3 protein-coding genes and 3 pseudogenes are annotated in these 6128 nt (G+C 69.5%); 3 read left to right on the top strand and 3 right to left on the bottom strand.

What is annotated here, in order from left to right; all coding sequences use genetic code 11:
• The 3 genes and pseudogenes from AB0472_RS14125 to AB0472_RS14115 all read right to left on the bottom strand — a co-directional run.
• Positions 1-186 (bottom strand): annotated as a pseudogene (locus tag AB0472_RS14125) (oxidoreductase); the annotation flags it as partial.
• A 2672-nt stretch (positions 187-2858) separates the two neighbouring features.
• On the bottom strand, positions 2859-3194 hold the full coding sequence (locus tag AB0472_RS14120) for a helix-turn-helix transcriptional regulator (RefSeq protein WP_366356364.1): 336 nt from the start codon (positions 3192-3194) through the stop codon (positions 2859-2861).
• Between the two features lie 181 nt (positions 3195-3375).
• A pseudogene (locus tag AB0472_RS14115) lies at positions 3376-3623 on the bottom strand (transposase); the annotation flags it as partial.
• A gap of 328 nt (positions 3624-3951) precedes the next feature.
• On the opposite strand from AB0472_RS14115, the gene AB0472_RS14110 reads away from it, so the two are divergent.
• The 3 genes and pseudogenes from AB0472_RS14110 to panD all read left to right on the top strand — a co-directional run bounded on the left by AB0472_RS14110 (position 3952) and on the right by panD (position 6107).
• Entirely contained in the window at positions 3952-4314 is a 363-nt protein-coding gene (locus AB0472_RS14110) for a hypothetical protein (RefSeq protein WP_366356362.1), read from the top strand.
• Positions 4311-4640 (top strand): annotated as a pseudogene (locus tag AB0472_RS14105) (nucleotidyl transferase AbiEii/AbiGii toxin family protein); the annotation flags it as partial. The gene AB0472_RS14110 and the pseudogene AB0472_RS14105, both read left to right, overlap by 4 nt.
• A gap of 1047 nt (positions 4641-5687) precedes the next feature.
• Positions 5688-6107, top strand: a complete 420-nt coding sequence (gene panD, locus AB0472_RS14100; protein ID WP_366356360.1) for an aspartate 1-decarboxylase — start codon at positions 5688-5690, stop codon at positions 6105-6107.
• Positions 6108-6128: the final 21 nt, after the last annotated feature.

Raw genomic sequence — 6128 nt, 5'->3', positions numbered from 1 at the left:
CTCCGCACCGGCGGCCGTGGCCAGCCGCGCCACCGCCTTGCCCGTCAGGTCCACGATGAGGAATGACACCTTCGTGGCGCAGAAACGCCGCCGGAGGTCCTCAGCGACCACCGCTACGGCGTCCACCGGCGCCGCCCTCTCCGCTGCGGTCAGCAGCCGGGGAAGTCCACTCTGCCTACCGCTCACGGCCACGGCCCCTTCCGCCAGCCCCCTCTACAGCTTGGGAACCCTCGGAGCAGGCGTCAATCCGTGCGTGATCACGGCCGGTGGCCAAGCTGTGCGTACGTGGTCCGGCTGTGTGTACACGGAGACGAATCGGCCTCGGCGCCCGCCTGGGGGCGCCGCCATCTGGTCGCGCGACCCGACGAGGCGCTGACGTCTCCGCCCCCACCCCACCCCACCACCACACTCGCAGGAGGGGGCTGCCCGCCATCCGGCTCCACGCCGAGGCGTCGGCCCGCTTTGCCGCGTTCGAGGCCCTCCGGATCGACGGGCAGGAGCTGTCGTGGGCGCCGCACGGTGAAGCCATGCCCCCTTGGAGGCGCGGTTCGCCGAGCGCGCCTGACCGACCCGTGGGCCTGTGGCCCGAGACGGCCCGAGACGACCGACGTCGCCCTCGCCAAGGAGCGGTTCACCGCCTGGACCTCGGCGCCGGGTTCGGGGGCTGATCATCCGTGGGAGCCGGCGGCGGTACTAGCCCGTCGCCCGGGCCCTCATGAAGATCCGGGCGCCATCACCGCGGCGCCCTGCGCGGCCCCCCACAACCTCCTGCTGGGCCGGCACGACCGGGAGGGGCCTTCCGGGCCGCGGCGCGCAGCACGCCGTCCCGTCCCGACCACGTCCGGTACATCGCCAGACCAGCTGAGCCCGGCCGCATCGGGACACCACTGAGAGGGCACACGGTTCATGCGCCGTTCACCACGCCATCGGGATCAGGAACCCGGCGGGCGTCGTCCCCGTCGAGCCCGAGCCGTTCGGCGAGACCGGCGTGGACGCCGCCGGGACCGAGGGGTCGGAGGCATCCCGCGCGGTTCGTGCGAGTCCGCGAGGACGTGGAGCTCGGAGACATCGCCGCGTTCGGACAGGGAGCTGCGCCGATGGCCGGGTGGCCTGAGCCGATGAGCCGGAGCAATCCGCGGCGGCCTTGGCCGCGCTGCAGGCCCGGCACACCGGTTGGGCCATGCGTCCGTAACGGCGCGTCAGCCCCTGGCAGCATGGGGGTGGCCGACATCGTCGGGGAGCATCCGAGCAGCAGATCGACGGCCAACCGGGTCATCTCGACCTTGTCTCGCTGAAGGCGCAGGAAAAAGGCGGTGGTGTCGGTCAGGAACCGGTTCCGAAGCGGTCGAACTGCAAGGCCAGGCGCTGACCAGCGAAGTCTGAGTGCCTATGGCCGATCGCCTGCGCGCCGGCTCACTCCGGTTGCCATCGGGGTGTGCTCAGCGCTTTCTGGAAGAGCGGGCGGAACGGCCCGTTCATCCAGGAGGAGCGCACCATGGCGCAACTGGCAAGTAGGCCGACGATCAGTGCTGAGCAGTTCAGCCGAGTGTGTGACGAGATCAGAAGCACGGCGGCGCCCGAGAAGAGCGCCCGGTCCATCCGGGACTGTGCTCTGCGCATCGTGCAGACCCTGGGCCTGGGACTGTCCACGGATGACCTGAGCAGACTCCTCGCCGAACTCATGGCCCCTGGGGCGGCCCCACCCCGAGGGAGCCCTCACTACACCCGAGAGGCCATTCTGGACATGCCTGACGAACAGCGAGGAGAAGACGAGGGTCCGGTCAGGTAGAGCGGCCGGAACGATTGGTTGCGTCCTCGGCCGGCCGGAGGGGTGCTGGGTTCCCGCCGCCCGATTTGTGTCCGATGGAAGTGGCGGCTGGGCATGGGCAAGACCGTCCTGCGCTCCTGAGCCCTGCGCGCACAGGGCGTCATCCGCGTCGCCGGCGTGGTCACCCCGGGCGCCCTGGGGCAGAGCAGGTGGCTGGCGTGACGGCGCTCTGGAAAGCCCACGCCGTCGACGTGAAGATCATCGGCGGGACGGTCCCGCCGGTCAATGCCCACAACTACCCACAACCACCCACAACGGTTACAACGAGTCGGTACGCATAGCCGTCGACCAGCCCCGGTCCGCTGCCCCAACTGCGCATACGCCTCAACGGAAGCATCACGCTCACCGGGGTCGAACAGTCCGGAAGCCTCATCGTCGAATGTTGCCGGCGATGACGGGCGTGAGGGATGCGGTACCGCGTGTGCCTGATGTGCCGTCAGGTAAGTCGGCATCTGATCAGCGCCAGTCCCCGCACATTCCGAGAGGGGTGTGCGTACAGACGCTTGGCCGGCGGCGGCACAACGGCCTGGTTCGCACGGAAGCGCAGGCAGGGAGCCTTCTGGCCGGAGCGAAGCGATGTTCCTTACATGAGCGACTGTCTGCTCGGCGTCGTCCCGGTACAGCGTGATCAGGGCCCGGCGGACCAGCGCGTAACCCGCCAGTGCCCGGTCGCCGCCGGCGGCCGCCAGATCGACCGCGCGCTGCGTCCACCACAGAGCTGCCTGCTCGTCCCCGGTCTCCTGCACCAGCCAGCCGACGTATTCGGCGTACCGGGAGCCAAGGGCCAGCAGGCGGCGACGGGTGCCGCTGTCACAGTGGGCGGACAGTTCCCGCAGGGTGTGGGTCTGTGCGATCAGAACGGGCAGGAGCAGACCGGGCGCCACCGTCTGGCCGAGTCTGCGGTAGTGGCGGAACAGCGAGCGGGAGGCTTCCACCATTTCCGCGCCTGCGGCCGGCGAGGCCGGGCCCGCGCTGTCCGACCGCCACGCCATAAGCGAAGCGGCACCGGCGCCTAGGGCATCCCGTCGACTCATGGACTGGAGGGCGTTCGGGCCGTCCGGCGACAATTGCATGATCCAGTCCTCCTCGTGGACAGAGGTGCCGGATCGACGGGCGGGTCGGTGGTCTCTGGTACGAGCAGGGACAGCAGGGCCCCGCCGGCCCCGAGGTCGGCGTCACACAGGCGGGCGAGGTCACGGCTGGGGGCCTTCAGGCCCCGCTCTACCTTGCTCAACTGCGCCTTGCTGTAGTGCACGGAGCCCGACAGGGCAGTGAGGCTGAGCCCTGCTTCCAGACGCCGCTTCCTCAACTCTCGCCGAACCCGGTGGACGGCTGTGGCACGGAAACCTCCAACCCCTCCCGCCATCGGCCGAGTCGGCGCTGCACGTAGCGTGCGGCAGTCTGGCCGGGGCGGACAAGGCGATCGATGCTGTTTCCCGTTTCCTTCTCCGACATGGGAACGCGACATGCGCGGCAGGGAGGACCGGAGAAACGGACTGTCTGGAAGTCGTGCCGAAAAGGGAGGCGATCGTGCGTTCGACCACCTACCGGGAGACGTCCAGGCCACTGCCGTGGTCCTCGCCCCGCTCGGCGATCACCGGTGTGATGCCGAGAGCCCGCACAAGACGGCGGTACTTGTCATGGTCGTAGCCGCGGTCCGCGAGCAGGGCATCAGGCCGTCGGCGCGGGCTGCCGACCGGCCCCCGCTCCCCGCGGGATCTTGTCGAGCAGAGGCGGCAACCGGGTGACGTCGCCCACGGTTACCGCCGGTCAGCGACACCGCGAGAGGGATGCCCTGACCGTCGCCCGTCGGGTGCCCTCTCGTCCACTGCGCCGGTGCCATGGGCCTCCTCGGGACCGTCGTCATTCCCGACGCCGAGACGGAAGCCGCAGCCGACTCCATCGCGGCGGTCCTCCGCGTGACCTGCTGTGCCACGATCACCCGCGCCCGCGAGCGGGCTGGCCCTAGGTCGGCAAAGCAGCCGGTTGCTACGCCACCTGGGCCTGTACGGGTAGGCCACGATGAGTGTCCGAGAGAGGGGCGGGCGGCGCCCGACCCGTATGTACGACAGAAGAGCCCCGTATCCGCCATGCCGCCGCCTCCCAGCAGCGATACTGGATGCATGGACCCGGCGATCACCGCTCCCCGCGCCGAGGTGCTGCGGGACCGCTACCGGAGCCGACTGCCCGAGCGTTTGCAGGAGCTGGCCGGCCCCGTCGAGGGCAACGTGGACCTGCCGCTCCACATCGTCTGGTCCGGGCGGACGAGCTACAGCCTGGACCGTCCGAAGTCCCGCATGACGCTCTACCGGACTGTCCTCGCCGAAGGACTGAGTGAGGACCTGGTGGCCCTCCTGCACCACCGGCTGCTCACCGAGCAGTGGTCCGTCCTGCGGCGCTTGGTCAGTCCCTACATCCGCGAGGTCTGGGAGGACGCCTTCCCTGAGCTGCTCCGCACCGCTCCGGCCGACACGACCGTCGCGTGAAGCTCACTCCGCTTCACGAGCGTCTCCTCGCCGACATCCTCGACCTCGGCTCCCCCTACCCTCTGGTCCTCACCGGCGGATACGCCGTGCAGGCCCACGGCCTGGTCGAACGCTTCAGCCGCGACCTCGACGTCGCCACCGAGAACCCCGCTCCGATGCAGGAGATCGTCGCCTCACTCACAGCAGGTCTCAGCGCGCGCGGATGGCGGACCACGCACGTCCAGACCGATCCGCTCAGCGGCCGTTTCCTCGTCACCGATCCGGACACCGGCGAGGAGTGCGAGGTCGACGTCCTCAAGGAGGCGTTCTGGGCCCCTCCCGCTCAGAACGTTCGCCAAACTCCTGGGAAATCGCCCGGCGACTTTCTTTCGCGCACTCCGTGCACCCGACCCTGCCGGCGCTGAGGTAAGCCGGCCGCGGGAAGACGATGCTTCCGCATGCCAGGTGCCGGGACCGCCACGGTTGCCCGCTCCCGGGACAGGGCTCCAGCGGCTCGTATCCGGCTGCCTGCATTGCGGGCGGTGTGCTTGGCCGCAACTGCTTGACTGCGCAGGCGCCCTGCATCCTCGCGGTCGGAGGCAGAGCTGCGGAAGAACGAGCGAACCATGCGACGATTCTCGCGCTTCAGCGCGAGCAACGAGCCCTGGTTCGTGGTCCTCTTCGAGAGTTGGCTTGCAGGGCGTCAGCTGTCGTCCAGTTCCCGGATGACCACGCCGGGGGAGATCCTGCTGCTCTGCGCCATCGCGTCGCGCACTGGCCGCATGCTGGTGGGTCCTGCGGATCATGGAATAGACGTTCGCATCCCAGGCGCTCAGTCCTGCTCGCTTGCAGCAACGTCGGCACCGGGCCCGTACACGCTTCCGCTCCCCGCGCCGAAGGGGGCCCGTGCGCCACCAACCGGGGTCGGTCTCCTGCCGCGCCTCCTGCTCGCGAAGCCGCCGGGCGGGAAGCCGTCGCTCGCGAGTTCCACCCTGCCGAGGGGCCTCGAGCGGGCGGCAACCAGCGAGCCGACTTCCGGAGCCGTCGAGCGTCGACCAGCTGATGGCCATAGGGGCCGTGTTCCGTGCACCGGAGCGATGTCGGTGCCCGACAGTTTGGTGGTGCGTGGGCAGACGTCGTCCGTGTGCAGGGAGGTTTCCCACATATCTGATAGCTCGTCAGGTAAGTCGGCATGCGGTCAGCATGAGTCCCCGCGCGTTCTGGGGCGATCGTCCCCAACAGGTGCCTGAGCGAAGGGGAAGCCCAGGTAGGAAGCCGTCCCGCCTGACCGGAGCGATGTTCCTCACAAACATCTCACGGGGGTGCCGGTGTAAGGTCGAGACCGCCCTTGACCTGCACAAAGCAGGCAGGGAGCCGTCCTCCAGGAGTCCAAAGTGCTGCGTACTCTGTTCAAGTCCAAGATCCACCGCGCCACCGTCACCCAGGCCGACCTGCACTACGTGGGATCCGTGACCATCGACGCCGACCTCCTCGACGCCGCCGACCTGCTGCCGGGCGAGCTCGTCCACATCGTCGACATCACCAACGGCGCCCGGCTGGAGACGTATGTCATCGAGGGTGAGCGGGGCTCGGGGGTCGTCGGGATCAACGGGGCGGCCGCCCATCTCGTGCACCCCGGAGACCTGGTGATCATCATCAGCTACGCTCAGGTCACTGACGCCGAGGCGCGTACGCTCCGGCCGCGGGTCGTGCACGTCGACCACGGCAACCGGGTCGTGGCCCTCGGCGCCGACCCGTCCGAGCCGGTACCGGGCTCGGACCAGCAGCGCAGCCCGCAGGCCGTGTCGGCCTGACCGGAGGACCAGGAGGGCGAC

Source organism: Streptomyces sp. NPDC086777 (assembly GCF_040702065.1).
Taxonomy (GTDB): domain Bacteria; phylum Actinomycetota; class Actinomycetes; order Streptomycetales; family Streptomycetaceae; genus Streptomyces.
Note: the sequence above shows the minus strand (reverse complement) of the source record. Positions and strands in the feature narration are given on the sequence as shown.

What these genes read in the sequence shown, in the direction of transcription:
- AB0472_RS14120 (WP_366356364.1), bottom strand. Translation starts at nt 3,194, where the DNA reads ATGGCGGGAGGGGTTGGAGGTTTCCGTGCCACAGCCGTCCACCGGGTT.
- AB0472_RS14110 (WP_366356362.1), top strand. Translation starts at nt 3,952, where the DNA reads ATGGACCCGGCGATCACCGCTCCCCGCGCCGAGGTGCTGCGGGACCGC.